The organism is Geodermatophilus amargosae, from assembly GCF_041028265.1.
In the GTDB taxonomy this organism is placed as follows: Bacteria; Actinomycetota; Actinomycetes; order Mycobacteriales; family Geodermatophilaceae; genus Geodermatophilus; species Geodermatophilus amargosae_A.
In genome coordinates this window covers 70,819-87,713 of the sequence record NZ_JABGCW010000004.1, presented here as the reverse complement: position 1 = coordinate 87,713, position 16,895 = coordinate 70,819, and the positions used below count along the sequence as shown (strand labels likewise).

At 77.4% G+C, this 16,895-nt stretch carries 14 protein-coding genes; 6 read left to right on the top strand and 8 right to left on the bottom strand.

Features of this window, described 5'->3' with window-relative positions:
* Window positions 1–105: 105 nt before the first annotated feature.
* Window positions 106–4,257, top strand: a complete 4,152-nt coding sequence (locus HLV61_RS05935; RefSeq protein WP_369253470.1) for an FtsK/SpoIIIE domain-containing protein — start codon at window positions 106–108, stop codon at window positions 4,255–4,257.
* An 8-nt stretch (window positions 4,258–4,265) separates the two neighbouring features.
* Here HLV61_RS05935 and HLV61_RS05930 read toward each other — a convergent pair whose 3' ends face one another.
* From HLV61_RS05930 to HLV61_RS05915, 4 genes are all read right to left on the bottom strand, one after another.
* Window positions 4,266–4,778 (bottom strand): DUF6912 family protein, encoded by a 513-nt coding sequence (locus HLV61_RS05930; RefSeq protein WP_369253469.1) that lies wholly within the window; start codon window positions 4,776–4,778, stop codon window positions 4,266–4,268.
* 69 nt (window positions 4,779–4,847) lie between these two features.
* Entirely contained in the window at window positions 4,848–6,230 is a 1,383-nt protein-coding gene (locus HLV61_RS05925; protein WP_369253468.1) for a WS/DGAT/MGAT family O-acyltransferase, read from the bottom strand.
* 91 nt (window positions 6,231–6,321) lie between these two features.
* On the bottom strand, window positions 6,322–7,617 hold the full coding sequence (locus HLV61_RS05920) for an AAA family ATPase (RefSeq protein ID WP_369253467.1): 1,296 nt from the start codon (window positions 7,615–7,617) through the stop codon (window positions 6,322–6,324).
* Window positions 7,617–8,528, bottom strand: coding sequence for an SAF domain-containing protein (locus HLV61_RS05915; RefSeq protein WP_369253466.1), 912 nt, complete (start codon window positions 8,526–8,528; stop codon window positions 7,617–7,619). The genes HLV61_RS05920 and HLV61_RS05915 overlap by 1 nt, the downstream gene beginning before the upstream one ends.
* Window positions 8,529–8,741: 213 nt before the next feature.
* On the opposite strand from HLV61_RS05915, the gene HLV61_RS05910 reads away from it, so the two are divergent.
* Window positions 8,742–9,038, top strand: a complete 297-nt coding sequence (locus tag HLV61_RS05910) for a helix-turn-helix domain-containing protein (RefSeq protein ID WP_369253465.1) — start codon at window positions 8,742–8,744, stop codon at window positions 9,036–9,038.
* Between the two features lie 2 nt (window positions 9,039–9,040).
* On the opposite strand, the gene HLV61_RS05905 is transcribed toward HLV61_RS05910, so the two are convergent.
* Window positions 9,041–9,610 (bottom strand): hypothetical protein, encoded by a 570-nt coding sequence (locus HLV61_RS05905; protein WP_369253464.1) that lies wholly within the window; start codon window positions 9,608–9,610, stop codon window positions 9,041–9,043.
* 85 nt (window positions 9,611–9,695) lie between these two features.
* Between HLV61_RS05905 and HLV61_RS05900 the strand changes: the two genes are divergently transcribed.
* Together HLV61_RS05900 and HLV61_RS05895 are read left to right on the top strand one after the other, a co-directional pair.
* Window positions 9,696–10,385, top strand: a complete 690-nt coding sequence (locus HLV61_RS05900) for a hypothetical protein (protein WP_369253463.1) — start codon at window positions 9,696–9,698, stop codon at window positions 10,383–10,385.
* Window positions 10,386–10,504: 119 nt separating this feature from the next.
* The gene (locus HLV61_RS05895) at window positions 10,505–11,071 is read left to right on the top strand and encodes an Rv3235 family protein (RefSeq protein ID WP_369253462.1); all 567 of its coding nucleotides are present in this window, start codon (window positions 10,505–10,507) and stop codon (window positions 11,069–11,071) included.
* 60 nt (window positions 11,072–11,131) lie between these two features.
* Here HLV61_RS05895 and secA read toward each other — a convergent pair whose 3' ends face one another.
* Window positions 11,132–14,272, bottom strand: coding sequence for a preprotein translocase subunit SecA (gene secA / locus HLV61_RS05890; RefSeq protein WP_369253461.1), 3,141 nt, complete (start codon window positions 14,270–14,272; stop codon window positions 11,132–11,134).
* A 71-nt stretch (window positions 14,273–14,343) separates the two neighbouring features.
* Complete coding sequence (locus HLV61_RS05885) at window positions 14,344–15,045, bottom strand: SDR family NAD(P)-dependent oxidoreductase (RefSeq protein ID WP_369253460.1); 702 nt, start codon at window positions 15,043–15,045, stop codon at window positions 14,344–14,346.
* 43 nt (window positions 15,046–15,088) lie between these two features.
* Here HLV61_RS05885 and HLV61_RS05880 point away from each other — a divergent pair, with 43 nt between their 5' ends.
* Window positions 15,089–15,481, top strand: a complete 393-nt coding sequence (locus HLV61_RS05880) for a pyridoxamine 5'-phosphate oxidase family protein (RefSeq protein WP_369253459.1) — start codon at window positions 15,089–15,091, stop codon at window positions 15,479–15,481.
* Window positions 15,482–15,575: 94 nt separating this feature from the next.
* On the top strand, window positions 15,576–16,124 hold the full coding sequence (locus HLV61_RS05875) for a GNAT family N-acetyltransferase (RefSeq protein ID WP_369253458.1): 549 nt from the start codon (window positions 15,576–15,578) through the stop codon (window positions 16,122–16,124).
* Between the two features lie 69 nt (window positions 16,125–16,193).
* Here HLV61_RS05875 and hpf read toward each other — a convergent pair whose 3' ends face one another.
* Window positions 16,194–16,880: a ribosome hibernation-promoting factor, HPF/YfiA family gene (hpf, locus tag HLV61_RS05870; RefSeq protein WP_369253457.1), complete on the bottom strand. Its 687-nt coding sequence runs from the start codon at window positions 16,878–16,880 to the stop codon at window positions 16,194–16,196.
* Between the last annotated feature and the right edge of the window lie 15 nt (window positions 16,881–16,895).

Here is a 16,895-nt window from a genome sequence, read left to right as displayed (position 1 = left end):
GCCGGAGCCGCTCCGGGAGCGCTCCGCCGTCCACAGCGCCGCCTCCCGTCCACAGCCGGGCGCCGCGACCGCCGGACCGCGGCAGGCAGCGGGAGCGTCGCGCCCGTGTCCGCCCCCCTCCCCTCCGGTACCGGGACCCGCTGCTGGACCGTGGTCGGTGCCGAGGGCGCCGTCGACGTCGAGGTCCGTGCGGCCGACGACGCCCCTCTCGACGTCGTCCTGACCGACCTGGCCGCGGCCCTCGGCACCGCGCCGGCCGGGCTGTGGTCCGGCACCACCCGGCTGCCCGGGGACCTGCCGCTCTCTGACGACCGGCTCCTGCACGGCGTGGTCCTGGGCCTCGGCCGCCCCGTCCCACGCTCCGGGGAGTCGACCGGCAGCCCGCTGGAGCTGCACGTCGTGGGCGGCCCCGCGGCGGGGACCACCGTCCCGCTGGTCACCGGCCGGCACGTCCTCGGCCGGGGCGCCGGAGCCGCGCTGCCCCTCCCCGACCCCGGCGTCTCCCGGAGGCACGTCGCGCTCGAGGTCGGTGCCGGCGGGATCACGGTGGCCGACCTCGGCTCCACCAACGGCAGCCGGCTCGACGACGCCGACCTCGGCGGCACCGCGCAGGAGTGGCGGCCGGGTGCAGTGCTGCGGCTGGGCGCGAGCTCGGTGACCGTCACCGGCCCGCGGGACGGCCGGGCCGGCTCGCGTCCCGCTCCCGGGGGCCGCCGGCTGGTGCGCCCTGGTGCCCCTCCCTCCTCGCACCGCCCGGAGGTGGAGGTGGTGCTCCCCGCTGCGCCCCCGGCGCCTCACCACCGGCGGCTGGGCTGGGTGGCCGTGCTGCTGCCCGCCGTCGCCGGGGTCGCGCTCGCGGTGCTGCTGTCCACGCCCACCTTCCTGTTCTTCGCGCTGCTGGGTCCGCTGGTGGCAGTCGGGTCGTGGGCCTCGGACCGGTGGAGCGGATCCCGCACCGGGCGGCGGGCGAGTGCCGCGCACGCGCAGGAGCTGCGGGCGGCCCGGGCCCGGCTGGCCGACGCCGTGCAGTCCGACGTGCGGGCGGCACGGGCGGAGACCCCCGACCTCGCGGCGCTGGCCGCCGCGGCGCGGAGGGGGACGACGCTGCTGTGGTCCCGCCGCGCCGGGGATCCCGCCGTCGCGACCGTGCGGATCGGCACCGGCGCGGGTTGCACCCGGGTGGTGCGCGTCGAGGAGGGCCGGCGGGTGCCCGAGCCGGCGGCCGACCTGCCGGTGACCGTGGACCTGCGCCGCACCGGGGGGCTGGGCGTGACCGGTCCGCGGGAGCCGGCGCTGGGAGTGGCGAGGGCCGTGCTCACCCAGCTGGTGACCCTGGCCGCGCCGGGTGAGGTGGACGTCGCCGTCCTCACCACCGCGGGGCGCCGAGCGGACTGGGTCTGGGCGCGGTGGCTGCCGCACCTGCCGGCCGGCGCCGTCTCCGTGCGCCCGCCGGGAGGACCGGCGGCCGCCGCGGCTGACGCGGCCCTGGCGACCTGGCTGACCGGACTGGCCGAGGGACGCGCGGCCTCCGGCCCGGCGGCGGGAGTGCTCGTCCTCGTCGTCGACCGGCCGGTCGACGCGGCGCTCGGGGAGCTGCTGCGCGCCTGCCGGGACGGGGGTGTGGTCCTGCTCGCGCTCGCCCGCCGCGGGGAGGAGCTCGGCGGCTGCGTCGGCGCGGTCCTCGAGGTGGGCGGTGAGACCGGGGACACCGGACTGCTCGCCCTCGGGGACGACGCGGCGCCCGGCGGGGTCGTCGTCGACCGCCTGCCGTCTCCCGTCGCCGCCCGGCTGGCCCGCGACCTGGCTCCGCTGGCGCCGGCCCGGCAGGCCGCGGGACTGCCGCGCACGGTGCGCCTGCTCGACCTCGTCGGGGACGGTGCGGCGGAGGTCCCGGTCCCCTGGTCCCGCGCGAGGTCGTCGCTGAGCGCCCTGCTGGGGATGACCGCGGACGGCGTGGCCGCGGTCGACCTGGTGCGCGACGGGCCGCACGCGCTGGTGGCCGGCACGACCGGGTCGGGGAAGTCGGAGCTCCTGCAGACGCTGGTGGCGGGGCTCGCGCTCGCGCACCCGCCGGACCGCTGCTCCTTCCTGCTGGTCGACTACAAGGGCGGGGCCGCCTTCGCCGAGGCGGTGGCGCTGCCGCACACCGTGGGGCTGGTGACCGACCTGGACGCCGCAGCCACCGCCCGGGCGCTGCGGTCGCTGACCGCGGAGCTGTCCCGCCGCGAGGCGCTGCTGGCGGCGGCCGGTGTCCCGGACCTCGCGGCCCTGCCGGCGGAGGTCGGGCTCGCGCGGCTGGTGATCGTCGTCGACGAGTTCGCCGGGCTCGCCGAGGAGCTCCCCGAGTTCGTCAGCGGGCTGGTGGGGATCGCCCAGCGCGGCCGTTCCCTCGGCGTGCACCTCGTGCTCGCCACGCAGCGCCCGGGCGGCGTCGTGTCCCCCGAGATCCGGGCCAACTGCTCGCTGCGGCTGTGCCTGCGCACCACCGACGAGTCCGACTCGCGCGACGTGCTGGGCAGCGCGGTCGCCGCGACCGTGCCGGCGGACCGTCCGGGACGCGGGTACGTGCGGATCGGCGGCGGGCGGCCGGCGTCCTTCCAGGCGGCGCGGGTGGCGCTCGGCGCGGACGCGTCGTCCGCCGGCCCGGCGGTGACCCGCTGGTCGTGGCCGGGGACACCGGCCCCGGCGCCGGCCGGAGCCACCGCCGGCCCGACTGACCTGGCGCGGATCACCGCTGCGACCACCGCGCGCGCCGGCGCGGCGGGCCTGGACCGGCCGCACCGGCCGTGGCAGCCGCCGCTGCCCGACCGGCTCTCCGCGGCCGAGCTCACCGCTGCCGCCCTGCCCACCGGGGGCGAGCGGCCCGCGACCCGGTTGCCGGTCGGGCTGGTCGACCGTCCCGACCGGCAGTCGCGCGAGCCGCTGGTCCTCGACCTCGCCTGCGGCGGCGGATGGCTGGCCGTCGGCGGACCGGGCAGCGGGCGCACCACGCTGCTGCGCGCGGTGCTGGCCGAGGCGGTCGAGCACCTGCCGCCCGAGCACCTGCACGTGCACGTGCTCGACCACGGCGGCGGCGCGCTCGCCGCGGAGGCGGCCGTGCTGGCGCACACCGGCACGGTCGTCGGTGCGGCCGACGCCCTGCGCACCGTCCGGCTGGTGTCCCGGCTGGCCGGGCAGGTGGCCGGGTCGCGGGTCGGGACCGGCGCGAGGACCCCGGCGGTCCTGCTCCTCGTCGACGGCGTGGACGCGCTGCTGGCCCAGCTCGACGAGTCGGTGCCCGGATCGGGGTCCGCCGACTTCCTGCGGCTGGTCCGCGACGGCGGCGCGGCCGGCCTGACCTGCGTGATGACCGCCGACCGGGCGGTCCCCGGCGGACGGCTGGCGGCGGCGGCGGGCACCCGCCTGGTCCTCCCCCTGCCCGACCGCGCCGACTACGCGGTGGCCGGGGTTCCGGTGCGCGCCGTCCCCCGTTCCCGCCCGCCGGGCCGGGCGCTGCTGGGTGAGGAGGCGCTGGAGTGCCAGCTCGCCCTGCCCCGGCCGCTGCGGCGGACGGCGCCCGACGCCGCTCCGGGCAGCCGGGCGCTCACCATCCCCGAGCTGCCCGCTGACCCGCCCTCGGTCCCGCTCCTGCCCGGGACGGACGCCGCCGGCCTGCTGCGCGGCGTGCCCCTCGGCCCCGGCGGCGACGAGGGGGACGTGCTGCTCGTCGACCTCGCCCGCGCCGGCGGGCTGCTCGTCGTCGGCCCGCCCCGCAGCGGCCGCACCGCCACGCTGGAGGCCGTCGGCGCCACGCTCGCCGGGGCCGGGGTCCCGGTGCTGCGCGTGGTCCGCGGCCGCCGCACTCCCGGCGGCGATCTCCCGACCGTGGCCGCCGACGACGTCCCCGGCTGGCGCGCGTGGTGCGAGGACCTGGGCGGGCACCCCGGCGCCGTCCTCCTCGACGACGCGGGCCCGCTCGCCGACTCCCCCGTGGGCGCGGCCCTGGCGGCCGGCGAGCGCGGCGGCGTCGACGGGGGCGTCCTCGTCCTGGCCGCCGGGACGGCGGGTGAGCTGGGCGCCGCCTTCCGGGGCCCGGTCGCCGAGCTGCGCCGCGGCCGCAGCGGCGTGCTGCTGTGCCCGGGGCCCGGGGACGCCGACCTGCTCGGGATCCGGCTGCCCCGGACGCCGGTGCCGGTCCGGCCGGGCTCGGGCTGGCTGGTCACCGCGGGGGTCCCGCAGCGGGTCCAGGTCGCCCGCACCCGGTCGGCGGGGTCGTGACCGTCCGGTCAGAGCAGGTCGAGCGCCGGGCCGATCTCCTGCGTCGCGTACCAGGCCAGCTCGTGCCCCTCGGCCTGGTCGACGACGAACTGCGCCTCGTCACTGCCGAGGTCGGCCTCGAGCACCACGGCCACGGCGGCCCGCACGTCGTCCTCGGCCTCGGCGCCGTCGACGTGCGCGCTGGCCACGTCCGCGAGCGGGACGTCGACGCTCACCCGGACCGCGCCCGGGTCGGTGTCCGGGTCGTCGACGGGGGTGACCGCCTCGTCCGGCACGTCGGCGGCGAGCACGACGCGGCGGCGGGCGGCCGTGGGGTCGACGTCGACGAGGCGCAGGCTGGCGCGGGCGGCCGTGAGCAGCGCCGCGTACTCCAGCTCCTCGACGTCGGCCGCCGCGTCGCTGAGCGCGTAGTGCTCGCGCAGCTGCGGGGTGACGGCGAAGCCGGTGTGCGGCCCGTGGAGCCGGCCCTCGTCCACCAGCGTCCGCAGGACGCTCGTCGTCGCCGGCAGGTAGATCCGCACCCGGCCGCTCCTCTCCTGTCGGGAAGGGCGACCGTATCCCGCACGCCCGGCCGGAGGGCCGCCGCCGGGTCAGCGCACCGACTCGGCGAGCGCCCCGGCCTCCTGCTCGAGCAGGTCCGCCAGGACGTCCACGTCGCCGACGCCGTCCCGGTCGGCGTTGAGCCCGACGTAGACGTGGCCGTCGTAGCTGGTCATCCCGACCGCCAGCCCCTGCCCGCCGACCAGCGGCACGACCGGGAACACCTCCAGCATCCGGCTCCCGGCGGCGTAGAGCGGCACCTGCGGGCCCGGGACGTTGGTGACGACGAGGTTGAACATCCGCCGCGACAGGCCGCGGGCCGCGCGGGCGCCGAGCGCGTGCAGCGTGGGTGGCGCGAAGCCGGTCAGCGCGATCAGCGTGTCCGCACGGACCGAGCGGCCCGAGCCGGTCACCCCGCGCATGGCGTAGCGCAGCCGGGCCAGCCGCACCCGGGGGTTGGGCTCCCCGACGGGCAGGTCGACCAGGTGGGCGACCACGCTGCTGCCGGGCGCCTCCTGCTCCTCCCCCTGCACCGACACCGGGACCAGCGCCCGGACCGCCGTCGAGCCGAGGACCGGCTCGCCGCGGGACAGCAGCCAGTCGCGGAGGGCGCCGGTGAGCACGGTGAGCAGGACGTCGTTGACCGTGCCGCCGTGGGCCTTGCGGACGGCCCGGAGGTCCTCGAGGTCGATCCGGGCGACGGCGACCCGGCGCTGGGTGCCGACGGTCCGGCTGAGCGGGCCGTGCGGTGCCGGGAGGACCGCCGAGCCCGCCGCGCGCACCAGGCCCGTGGCCACGCCCCGCATCCGGGACGCGGTGGAGCGCAGGTCCTCGACCGCCGACCGCGCCGTCTCCAGCACCGCCGTCGGCCGCTGCACGTAGTCGGCCAGCGCGTCGCGGACCAGCTCGACGCGGCCCGGGACGGGCTGCGGCGCCCACGTGTCGGTCGACGGCACCGGAGCGTCCGGCGAGGGGTCCAGCAGGACCTGGGCCAGGTCGACGGCGCCCAGCCCGTCGACCAGCGCCGGATGGGTCTTGGTGACCACCGCGACCCGGCTCCCGGACAGCCCCTCGACCAGGTAGACCTCCCACAGCGGACGGCTCCGGTCCAGGGGACGGGAGGTCACCCGGGAGACCAGGTCGAGCAACTGCGTCCCGGTGCCCGGACGCGGGACCGCCGAGCGCCGCACGTGGTAGGCGACGTCGAAGTCGGGGTCGTCGGCCCACACCGGGTCGGCCAGGTGCCCGGGCACCGGCACGATCCGCTGGCGGTATCGCGGCACCAGCGGCAACCGGGCCTCCACCAGCGCGGCCAGGGCGTCGAGGCCGCCCTCGACCGGCTCGAGGACCAGCACCCCGGAGACGTGCAACGGCGCCCCGGTCTCCTCGAGGTAGAGGAACGACGCGTCCCGGGTGCTCAGCCGCTCGGCCATCGTCCTCCTCCGGATCGGGAGCCCACCGTACGTGGCAGGCCGGAGCGGGTGCACCCGCCGAGGTGGGGACCGGCTCCCCTCGGTGCCGGCCTCATCCCGCCCTGCGGCGCGTGCGCCCCCGCCGGCCGGCAGCCGGCTCGGGCACCCGTGCCAGTCCCGCGGCCAGCGACCGCAGGGCGGCGCGCAGCGGGGACCCGGGGGCCACCTCCGCCAGCGTCCGCCCGGAGGCGAGCGCGGCGTCGGTGGCGCGGCGGTCGGCCGGCAGGAAGGTCCGGACCGCACGTCCGGCGAACCGTTCCAGCGCGCCGGCGATCTCCTGGCGCGGGTCACCGGGCACCGGCCCGCGGCGCACCTGGTTGACCACGACGGCCGGCTCGACCTCCGGCAACAGGTCGCGCAGCTGGCCGAGGGCGCGGATGGTCCGCTGCAGCGCCACCGGGTCGGCCCCGCTGACGCACAGGACGTCGTCGGCCTGCTCGAGGACGGCCACCGTGGCGCCGTTGCGCCGGGGCGCGGCCGTGTCGAAGGACAGCTCCTCGTCCTCCTCGAGGTTGAAGGCGCAGTCGACGACCACGAGGTCGGCGGTCCGGCGGGCCTCGGTGAGCACCGCGGCGACCGCGCTGGGCCGCAGCTCGGGCCAGCGGTCGGCGCGCGCCAGCCCGGTCAGCACGGCCAGGTGCGGGCGGACCGACCACGCCAGCCGGGCCAGTGCAGCCTCGTCGAGCGTCCCCGAGGCCGCCTGCCGCGCCGCACCGGCCAGTCCCGGGGACTCGTCGAGCAGCCCGAGCACCTGCGCCACCACGCCGCCGTACACGTCGGCGTCGACGAGCAGGGTCGGCACGCCCAGGCGGGCGGCCTCGTCGGCCAGCCCGACCGCGACCGTGGTCCGGCCCGGAGCCCCGGTCGGGCCCCACACCGCCACGACCCGGCCGCGCGGGGGACGCCGTTCCGCCGACCCCGCGGACGACGGGAACGGGGCGGGCAGCGCGGTCCGCGGGTCGGCGACGTCGTGCCCGGCTCCCGGGACGCCGTCGACGGCGTCCCGCAGCGCGCGGACGACCTCCGCGGCGGAGGCGTCGGCCGGCAGGACGGTGGGCACGCCGAGGGCACGCAGCCGGTCGCCGGCACGCTCGTCCGCGGGGTCGGCCAGCCCGACGACCGCCACGCCCGCGGCCGTGAGCCGGGCGACGGTGTCGCCGTCGAGCCGGTGCAGGTCCGCCGACAGCAGCGCGGCCTGGGCGGTGCCGGTGGCCGCGGTGGCCAGCAGGTCCGAGGCGTCGACGCACCGACGCACGACGGTGACGCCGTGGTCGGCACGGTCGAGCGCGCCGACCAGCGCCGCCTCCCAGGCTGCTCCGGTGACTGCGGTGACGACCTGCAGCGCCATCAGGCGGCAGGGGCGGCGGGCACGCCCGCCGCCGGGTCGAGGGGCGGGACCGTGGGATCGACGGCCACCGGCGGGACCGCGGGCGGCGCCGGCTGGACGGGCGGGGGCGAGGGCGGCGGCGCGGTGCCAGGGGCCGGGGTCGAAGGGGCGGTGGAGGGAGCCGGCGTCGAGGTGGTGGCGGGAACCGGCGACGAGGACGCGGCTCCCGCTCGCGGTGCCTGCGTCGGCGTGGTGCTCTCGACCGACCCGTGCACCACCACCACGAGCGGGCGGCCACCGATCGCGGCCAGCACGCCCGGCGCGTCGTCGGCGGGCACGGCGACCACCACCTGCACGGTCGTGGTCGCCGTCGACAGCACGCCCTCCGCCCGGCCGCTCACCGCCTGCACCGGCGCGGCACCGACCACGAGCACGACCCCCTCGCCGGTGGCGGTGCCCGCGGGGTCGGTGACGCCGTAGACGTCCACGACCGCACCCCGGGCCAGGCCCGGCGGCACGTAGCCGGCCTGCACCGGCAGCGCCACCTGCACCAGGTCCCCGGGCTCCTCGAGGACGGTCCGCGGCAGGAGCTCGCCGGCCCGCACCGCCCGGGCGAGCGTGCGGCCCGCGGGGTCGGTGCCGGCGGAGAGGTAGGCGCCGGCGGCGTCGCCGAGCCGCACGTCCACGGCCGTGAGGTCCTCGGGCCCCAGCACCGTGCCGGCGGCGAGGTCGGCGGTCACCGACCAGACCGGCACGGTGGCGTCGGCACCGGCGAGCACACGCGCCCCCAGCAGCACCGAGCCCAGGACGAGGAGGACGCCGAGCACCAGGCGCAGGTCCAGCCACCGCGGTGGGCGAACCCGGCGCGGGACCGGACCGACCGGCGCCTCCCCGGCCGGGGCGGCCTGCACCGTGCGCGTCGCAGCGCTCACCGCAGCGTCCCTCCCTCCGATGGCCGGGGCTCGCCCGGCGGCCCGCCGACCCGGCGGGCGTCCGATCCGACCGGCGCGGGCAGGCGCGGTCGGACGCAGATGATGCGGTACGGACACGGATGCGTGCACCGGCCGTCCACACGTTCGGGTGTGGACGGGAAGCGTGCGGGTGAGTGCGTCCTGACACACTGGCTCCGACCGGACGGAGAGCCCATGCCCACGCCACGTTTCCTGACCCTCGACGACGTCGCCGAGATCCTCAACGTCTCGTGGTCGCAGGCCTACGCGCTGGTGCGGCGGCGGGAGCTGATCGCCATCCAGATCGGCGGCCGCGGACAGTGGCGGGTCGAGGTCGACGAGCTCGAGCGCTTCATCCAGCAGAAGTACGCCGAGGCCCGCGCCGGCGCGGTGCCCCCGCCCGGGGAACCGGCGGAGGTCCCCGCCGGGCCGGTCGCCGACGAGGAGGCCCCCGCCCCGCCCGCCGCACGCGGGCGGCGCGGCAGCCGCTGACCTCAGGCGGCGCCGGGCACCAGGGTCCGCACCACCGCGACCGCCGACAGGCCCACCGCCCGCACGCCGCGCACCGAGCCCGCGCGGCGGAAGTCGTCGGCCGCGTGCTCGGCGAGCTCCACGAAGTCGGCGCCGACCCGGTCGACCGTCCCGGTCAGCACCCCGCCGTCGTCGAGGACGACGGTCACCGCGCTGCGGTCGCGCGCGAGCCCGCGCAGCGCCCGACGCAGGTCCAGCGCGGCCCGCACCGTCGAGGGCGGCCCGGCCGGCACGGTCGTGCGCACCAGCCCCGACACGGTGAGGACGGCGGACAGCGCGATCAGCACGTCGCGTCCCGATCCGTCGTCGAGCAGCGCCCAGTCCGGGCCCGTGTCGGTGAGCACACCGGCCACCTCCCCGGCGCCGCGGCAGCGCAGCGACACCCGCCCGCCGACCGCGCCGCCGAGCCGGTCGCCCAGCCGGAGGGCACCGAACTCCGCCCGTGACCGGGCCGGGAGCTGGGCCCGCTCCTCGGCGGCCTCGGCCTCCTCGAACTCCGCCTGCAGGTCGGCGAAAAGCTGCTGCCAGCGCATGCTGCAGAGCCTAGATCCACAACGACGCTTGCGTTTGGTTGCGTTTGCTTGCTTAGGTACGTCGACGTCAACCGGAGGAGGGTCCGTGTCAGCACGTCGACTGGTCGTCACGACGGCTGCCATGGCCGCGGTCGCGGTCGGTCTGCGCGCGCTCACCCCTGACCTCGCCGCGGTGGTGTACACAGGCGGGGACCTGCAGTCCCTCGTCGACAGCGGCGGGCCCGAGGCGCTGCTGCTCGCCGGGGTCGCCGCCCTCGCCTGGGCGGTGTGGGTCTGGGGCGCGCTCGGTCTGGCGCTGACCGCGCTGTCGGCGCTGCCCGGGCTCGCCGGAGCCGCCGCCGGCCTCGTGCTGCGCTGCGTCGTCCCCGCGTCCGGGCGGCGGGCCGCCGCCCTGGCCCTCGGGATCGGCCTGGCCACGGCACCGGCCGTGGCCGGCTGCGCGACCGCGGCGCCGTCCCCGGCCGTCGTCGCGGCCGCTGCCGAGACGACGGCGCAGGCGGTGGCAGGGGTCCCGGACTGGCCCGCCGAGGCACCCGCCGACGCCGCACCCGCACTGCCCGACTGGCCGTCTCCCGCGCACGGCGACCACGTCGTCCTGCGCGGCGAGTGCCTCTGGACCATCGCCGCCGCCGACCTGCGCAGCCGCACGGGCGCCGAGCCGACCGACGCCCGGGTCGCCGACGCCGCCGGCCGCTGGTGGGCGGCCAACGCGGCCGTCATCGGCCCCGACCCCGACCTGCTGCTGCCCGGTCAGGTGCTGCGCCCACCGCCGTGACGGGCGCCAGTCACCACCGCCACCGCCACCACCACCACCACCACCACCAGCGCACCACCTCACCCGGCCGCTCCCCCGGCTCTCGTCGTCCCGCCACCGACCCGACCCCGGGAGCTCCTGTGACCGCGTCCCCCCAGCCCGGCACGTCCGCCGCGCCCGCCGAGGCCCCCGCCGCTCCGCTCCGGACGCTGCGGCTCAGCATCGTCCCGGCCCTGCACCCGCCCCTGACCGGACCCGCCGTCGCCTTGGTCGACCCCGCCACGCCACCGCCCCGCCCACCGCACCGGCCCGGTCCGCGCCCCGCGCCGGAGGGGCGTCGGACCCGGTCGCGCGACCTGTTCGGCCCCGCCTGGTCGGTGCGGGCCGATCTGCCCGACCCGCGCGCCGCGGGCCGGCTGCTGGTCACCACGGCTCTCGAGGCGCTGGCGGGCCTGCGGCCGCTGACCCAGGTGCAGCGGCTGACCTCGCCGGGCGTCCACGCCGCGCTGGTGTCCGGACGGCGGCCCGCCTGGTGCGCCGCGGGCACCGGGCCGCTGCTCGTCGGGCCGGTGCACGTCTGCGAGCCGGTGGACGGCGTGGCCGAGGTCAGCACGGTCGCGCGCCGGAGCGGCCGGGCGCACGCGGTCGCCGCCCGCCTCGAGGGCGTCGACGGGCGCTGGCGCTGCACCGCGCTGTCCATCGGCTGAGACGACGGCGCCCCGCCGACCACACGGGTCGGCGGGGCGCCGGGGCGGTGCGACGGCGCGTCAGCGCGAGGGCGCTCCGTGGCAGGACTTGTACTTCTTGCCCGAGCCGCAGGGGCACGGGGCGTTGCGAGCCGGCTCCTTGGTGCCGGTGACCGTCGCGGACTTCGCCGCCTTGGCCGGGCCGCTCTCCTTGGGCGAGGCGTCGAGCGAGGGCGCCGAGTAGCTCAGCTCCTCCGCCGAGCGGTGCGGCTCGTCGAGGCCCTTGACCGCCAGCTGCGGCCCGGTACCGGACGGGGTCGGCGTCTCCAGCTCCGCGGCGGGCGCGGCGGGCGCCGCGTGCCTGGGGCCGGTCTTGCGGGCGGTCGGCCGCCCGGCCGGGGCGCCGGTCGAGGGCCGGGCCCCCGGCCCGCCCGCCGGCTTGCCCATCGACACCGGCGTGGAGCCGCCGCCGTCAGCGGGGACGGCGGGAGCGGACGCGGCGGGAGCGGGCGCGGCGGGAGCGGGCGCGGCGGGAGCGGGCGCGGCGGGAGCCGGCGCCGGAGCGGCCGCCTGCTGCGCCCCCTCCTGCTGAGCTGCCTCCTGCTGGGCTGCCTCCTGCGCCGCCTTCTGCCGGGCGAGCACACGCGCGGTGCCCTCCTGCGCGGCGGCCAGCGCCTTGGCCTCGGCCTCCGACTGCTGGGCCTTCGTCTCGGACTCCTGCTGCTCCTTGGTCTTGACCTCCAGGTTGAACAGGAAGCCGACCGACTCCTCCTTGATGCCGTCGAGCATCGCCTTGAACATGTCGTAGCCCTCGCGCTGGTACTCCACGACCGGGTCGCGGTTGGCCATCGCGCGCAGGTGGATGCCGGCCCGCAGGTAGTCCATCTCGTAGAGGTGCTCGCGCCACTTGCGGTCGAGCACGCTGAGCAGCACCCGCCGCTCGAGCTCGCGCATGACCTCCGAGCCCAGCGTCGTCTCACGCGCCTCGTACGCGCGATGGGCGTCCTCGAGCAGCTCGGTCTTCAGCACGTCGGCGGTCAGCGCGGCCTGCTCGCCGTCGGCCACCCGGTCGAGCAGCTCCGCGCGGTCCAGGCCCACCGGGTAGAGCGCCTTGAGCCCGGTCCACAGCACCTCGAGGTCCCAGTCCTCGGCGTAGCCGGTCTCGGTCGCACCGTCGACGTAGGCGGCGACGACGTCGTCGAGCATGTGCTGCACCTGCACGTGCAGGTCCTCGCCGTCGAGGACCTTGCGACGCTCGTCGTAGATGACCGTGCGCTGCCGGTTGAGGACCTCGTCGTACTTGAGGACGTCCTTGCGGACCTCGAAGTTCTGCTGCTCGACCTGCGTCTGCGCCGAGCGGATGGCCCGGGAGACCATCTTCGACTCGATCGGCTGGTCGTCGGGGACCCGCAGCGTGGTCATCATCGACTCGAGCATCGGGCCGTTGAACCGGCGCATCAGGTCGTCGCCGAGGGAGAGGTAGAACCGCGACTCCCCCGGGTCGCCCTGCCGGCCCGAGCGGCCGCGCAGCTGGTTGTCGATGCGGCGGCTCTCGTGCCGCTCGGTGCCGAGCACGTACAGCCCGCCGGCCTCGGCGACCTGCTCGTGCTCGGCCCTGACCTGGTCCTTGGCCGTGGCGAGCGCCTCGTCCCAGGCGGCCTCGTAGTCCTCCGGCGTCTCCGACGGCGACAGCCCGCGGGCGCGCAGCTCCTCGTCGGCGATGAACTCGGGGTTGCCGCCGAGCTGGATGTCGGTGCCGCGGCCGGCCATGTTGGTGGCCACGGTGACCGCGCCGAGCCGTCCGGCCTGGGCGACGATCGACGCCTCCCGCGCGTGGTTCTTCGCGTTGAGGACCTCGTGCGGGATGCCGCGGCGCAGCAGCAGCTTGGACAGGACCTCGGACTTCTCGACGCTGGCGGTGCCGACGAGGATCGGCTGGCCGGCCTCGTGCCGCTCGGAGATGTCGTCGATGACCGCGTCGAACTTGGCCTTCTCCGTCTTGTAGATGACGTCGGAGCGGTCCTCGCGGACCATCGGCCGGTTGGTCGGGATGGGGACGACGCCCAGCTTGTAGGTCTGCGAGAGCTCGGCCGCCTCGGTCTGGGCGGTGCCGGTCATCCCGGAGAGCTTCTCGTAGAGCCGGAAGTAGTTCTGCAGCGTGATCGTGGCGAGGGTCTGGTTCTCGTCCTTGATCTGCACCTTCTCCTTGGCCTCGATGGCCTGGTGCATGCCCTCGTTGTAGCGGCGGCCGGCCAGCACGCGGCCGGTGAACTCGTCGACGATGAGCACCTCGCCGTTGCTGACGATGTACTGCTGGTCGCGGTGGAAGAGCTCCTTGGCCTTGAGCGCGTTGTTCAGGTAGCCGATCAGCGGGGTGTTGACCGCCTCGTAGAGGTTGTCGATGCCGAGCTGGTCCTCGACGAACTCCACGCCCTCCTCGGTGACGGCGACCGTGCGCTTGGCCTCCTCCACCTCGTAGTGCACGTCGCGCCGCATCAGCGGCACGATCCGCGCGAACTCGACGTACCACTTGCCGGCGGACTCGGCCGGGCCGCTGATGATCAGCGGGGTGCGGGCCTCGTCGATGAGGATCGAGTCGACCTCGTCGACGACGGCGAAGTGGTGGCCGCGCTGCACGAGGTCGGCCTTGCTCCAGGCCATGTTGTCGCGCAGGTAGTCGAAGCCGAACTCGTTGTTCGTGCCGTAGGTGATGTCGGCGGCGTACTGCTCGCGGCGGTGCGCCGGCTTCTCGCCGGAGAGGATCGTGCCGACCGACAGGCCCAGGAAGCGGTGCACCCGGCCCATCCACTCGGCGTCGCGCTTGGCCAGGTAGTCGTTGACCGTGATCACGTGCACGCCGTCGCCGGTCAGGGCGTTGAGGTAGGCCGGCAGCACGCCGGTCAGGGTCTTGCCCTCACCGGTGCGCATCTCGGCGATGTTGCCCAGGTGCAGCGCGGCACCGCCCATGAGCTGCACCCGGAAGTGCCGCTGGCCGAGCGTGCGCGTGGCCGCCTCGCGGACGACGGCGAAGGCCTCCGGCAGGAGCGCGTCGAGCGTCTCGCCGTCGGAGTACCGCTCCTTGAACTCGTCGGTCTTCGCCCGGAGCTCGGCGTCGGTGAGGGGCGAGACGTCGTCCTCGAGGGACTCGATCGCGTCGGCGATCCGGTCCAGTCGTCGGAGGATCTTGCCCTCACCGGCTCGGAGAAGTCTGGAGAACACCACGACACCAGCGTAGGCGGCGCACCCCTCGGCCCGGGGACGCCGCACTCGGCTCCCGCGGCAGGCCGGCCCCCTCAGCGGACGACGAGCCGCCGCTCCCGCGGGTCGACGACGACCTCGCGCGCGCCCTGCCGCATCCCGTCGAGCACCGCGCGCACCACGTCGTCGCGGTCGTGCCCGGCGGGCAGTCGCGGCGGGGTGCCGGCCAGCGCGCGGTCGACCAGCCCGGTGTCGACGTGCGGCGGCCGGACGTCGAGCACGGCCACGGACCGGCCGCGCAACTCACGGCGCAGCACCGCGGCCCACGCCGACAGCGCCGCCTTGCTCGCCGAGTACTCCGCCATGCCGAGCGTGGGGGCGTCGGCCACGACCGCCGACAGCAGCACGACCGCGCCGCCGTCGGCCAGGTGCGGCAGCGCGGCGCGGACCAGGCTCATCGGGGCCATCGTGTTGACGGCGAACAGCTCCTCGGTGACCGCGTCGTCGGCGTCGGCCGCCGGACCGAAGGCCACCACGCCCCACGCGACGACGACGGAGTCGAGCCCGCCCAGCGCCGCGGCGGCGGCGTCGACCGCGGCCCCGACGGAGTCGACGTCGACGGCGTCCGCGGCCTGTGCCGGTGCACCACCGAGCTCGCCGGCCAGCGCCTCCAGCCGGGCGGCGTCGCGCCCCGACAGCGCCACCTGCGCGCCGGCCGCGGCGAGCGCCCGGGCCAGCGCCCCGCCCAGCACGCCCGTCGCCCCGGCGACCAGCACCCGCGCACCCGCCAGCTCCACGCGCGGCCGGTGCCCGCCGCGGGCGGGACCTAACCTCCTCGGCGTGGCCCACGATCCGCACGACCTCGCGCCGGAACTGCTCGCCTTCCTCACCGAGCGCCACCTGGCCACGCTGACCACCCTGCGCGCCGACGGCTCACCGCACGTGGTGCCCGTCGGCGTCACCTACGACCCGGACACGGGCACCGCCCGCGTCATCACCTCGGGGACCTCGGCCAAGGCCCGGCACGTGCGCGCCGGGCAGGCCCGCGTGGCGGTCTGCCAGGTCGACGGCCGCCGCTGGCTGACCCTGGAGGGGACGGCGGTGGTGCGCGACGACGCGGCGTCGGTGGCCGACGCCGAGGCGCGCTACGCGCGGCGCTACCGCACACCCCGGGAGAACCCGGCGCGGGTCGTCGTCGAGATCTCGGTCGACCGGGTGCTCGGCAACCCCTGAACGAGGACCCCGTCCTCCCCACCCTTGGCGAGCTCAGGGCGGGCCCCCGGACGGGGCCGAGACGCGTCAGCGGACCATGGCCGACCATCTGTCCGTGGAGCCCTCCGGCACCGACCTGACCACCGAGGTGGTCCGCACCGCCCGCCTGGTCCTGCGGCCCTTCACCGACGACGACGTCGACGCCGTGCACCGGGCGACGCAGGACCCCGAGGCGCTGCGCTGGATCACCGGGGCCCCGGTGCCCTACACGCCCGCCGACGCCCGCGCCTTCGTGGACACGGTCGTCCGGCAGCGCGCGGAGGGCACCGGCCTGTCGGTGGTGGCCGATGCCGGCGACGGACTCGTCGGGACCGGCGGCCTCATCCTGGGCGGGCGGCACCTCGGACCCGAGATCGGCTACTCGGTGGCGCCGTGGGCCCGGCGCCGCGGCTACGCCACCGAGATCGCCGACGGCCTGGCCCGCTGGGCGTTCGCGCACGGCGCGCCGCGGGTGCACCTGGTGGTCGACGTGGACAACGGCGCCTCGCAGGAGGTGGCCGCGCGCGCCGGGTTCACCCGCGAGGGCGTCGTCCGCGCGGCGCTGCCCCGGCGGGGCGGCACCCGCGGCGACGCCGTCCTGTTCGGCCGGCTGGCCACCGACTGAGGACGCGCCGCCTGCGGACACGGCGGAGGGGCCGCGCCGGTGCGGCACGGCCCCTCCCCCGGGTGCGGGTCAGCGCGGGACGGCGGCGGGTTCGGCCGGTGCCTCGCTGTGCGCGTGCGCGGTCCCCAGTGGCGGCTCGACCAGGCGGATGAGGCCGTAGTCGAAGGCGTGCCGGCGGTAGACGACGGTCGGCTGCCCGGTGTCGGCGCACTGGAACAGGAAGAAGTCGTGCCCCACGAGCTCCATCTCGTGCAGGGCCTGGTCGACGGTCATGGGCACGGCCGGGTGGTGCTTCTCCCGCACGACACGGCCGGGCAGGTGCTCGTCGAGGTCGGTGACCAGTGGTTCCCCGGCGAACTGCTGCTCGACGTCGGGGATGCCCAGCGCCGGGGTCTCCAGCGGCGCGGCGGGGGTGGCGGAGACGCGCACGGTGGGCGGGGTACGCCGGCCGTGGTGCACGCGGCGGCGGTCGTTGGCCCGCCGCAGCCGGTTGTCGAGCTTGGCGCTGGCCAGGTCGAGCGCTGCGTGGAAGTCGGGCGCGCTGGCCTCGGCACGGACCACGGGTCCCTTGCCGCGGAGGGTGATCTCCACACGCTGACAGTTGGCGGACTGGCGGGGGTTCTTCTCGTGGAACAGTTCGACGTCGATCCGGGACAGCTTGCCGTCGAACCGTTCGAGCTGGCCGACCTTGTCCTCGACGTGCTGCCGGTAGTGCTCCGGCACCTCCACGTTGCGGCCACGGACCACGATCTCCATAGGACCTCCCGGTCG